Consider the following 609-nt stretch of genomic DNA (forward strand, 5'->3'; position numbering starts at 1 on the left):
CAAACGCGCCTCACTAAAGTTACTTAAGTAAAATTTAAGCAACTTATGTCAAAAACGCCTCGTCCTACCTCTCTATAATAACCACTATATTAGCATGGTTAATTAGTCCTGTTACATGTCATATGAAGGGTTGAAAGAGTTCATGGACGACAGAGTGGTAGATACGCCTGCTGCACCGCAGGTGCAGCACTTTCCCTGTGTGGTGTATGAAACACAGAAAAAAATGGATGATTATCAGGCTCCCGATATGCGTTACGGCGACCTCAGTGCCCATCGCCTGATGACGTCCTACGGGCTCAACGATGTTTCAACCTTCGTTGATCCCTATACTCTGCAGCAGTTACCGAGGAATAATTTTCACGTTCCTCTCTACCAACCGTTGCCAAAAAGGATAACGTTAAGCCGTGATGAGTGTATTCGACGTATGTTTAACGAGATGCGTTCGCTCTCCCATATGCCGTTCTCGCTGTATGGGCCGTATCGCTATGTGATAAATGAGATGATTGACCATCTGCAAAACGGTCACGGGCAGGTCTTCCGCTCACCGCTGTTGAATCAGGCACTTAGGGAGGAAATCACTCAGGACAGCTCAGCGGATAACACGCTAAC

Annotated in this window: 1 protein-coding gene; it reads left to right on the top strand. The window is 46.6% G+C overall.

Translation table 11 applies throughout. The features are described from left to right. Positions 1–142: 142 nt before the first annotated feature. A partial coding sequence (locus FN633_RS12240; RefSeq protein ID WP_208674096.1) for a DUF3289 family protein occupies positions 143–609 on the top strand: 467 nt, incomplete at its 3' end.

The sequence above is a fragment of the Pseudescherichia vulneris genome (assembly GCF_902164725.1).
GTDB classification, from domain to species: Bacteria; Pseudomonadota; Gammaproteobacteria; order Enterobacterales; family Enterobacteriaceae; genus Pseudescherichia; species Pseudescherichia vulneris.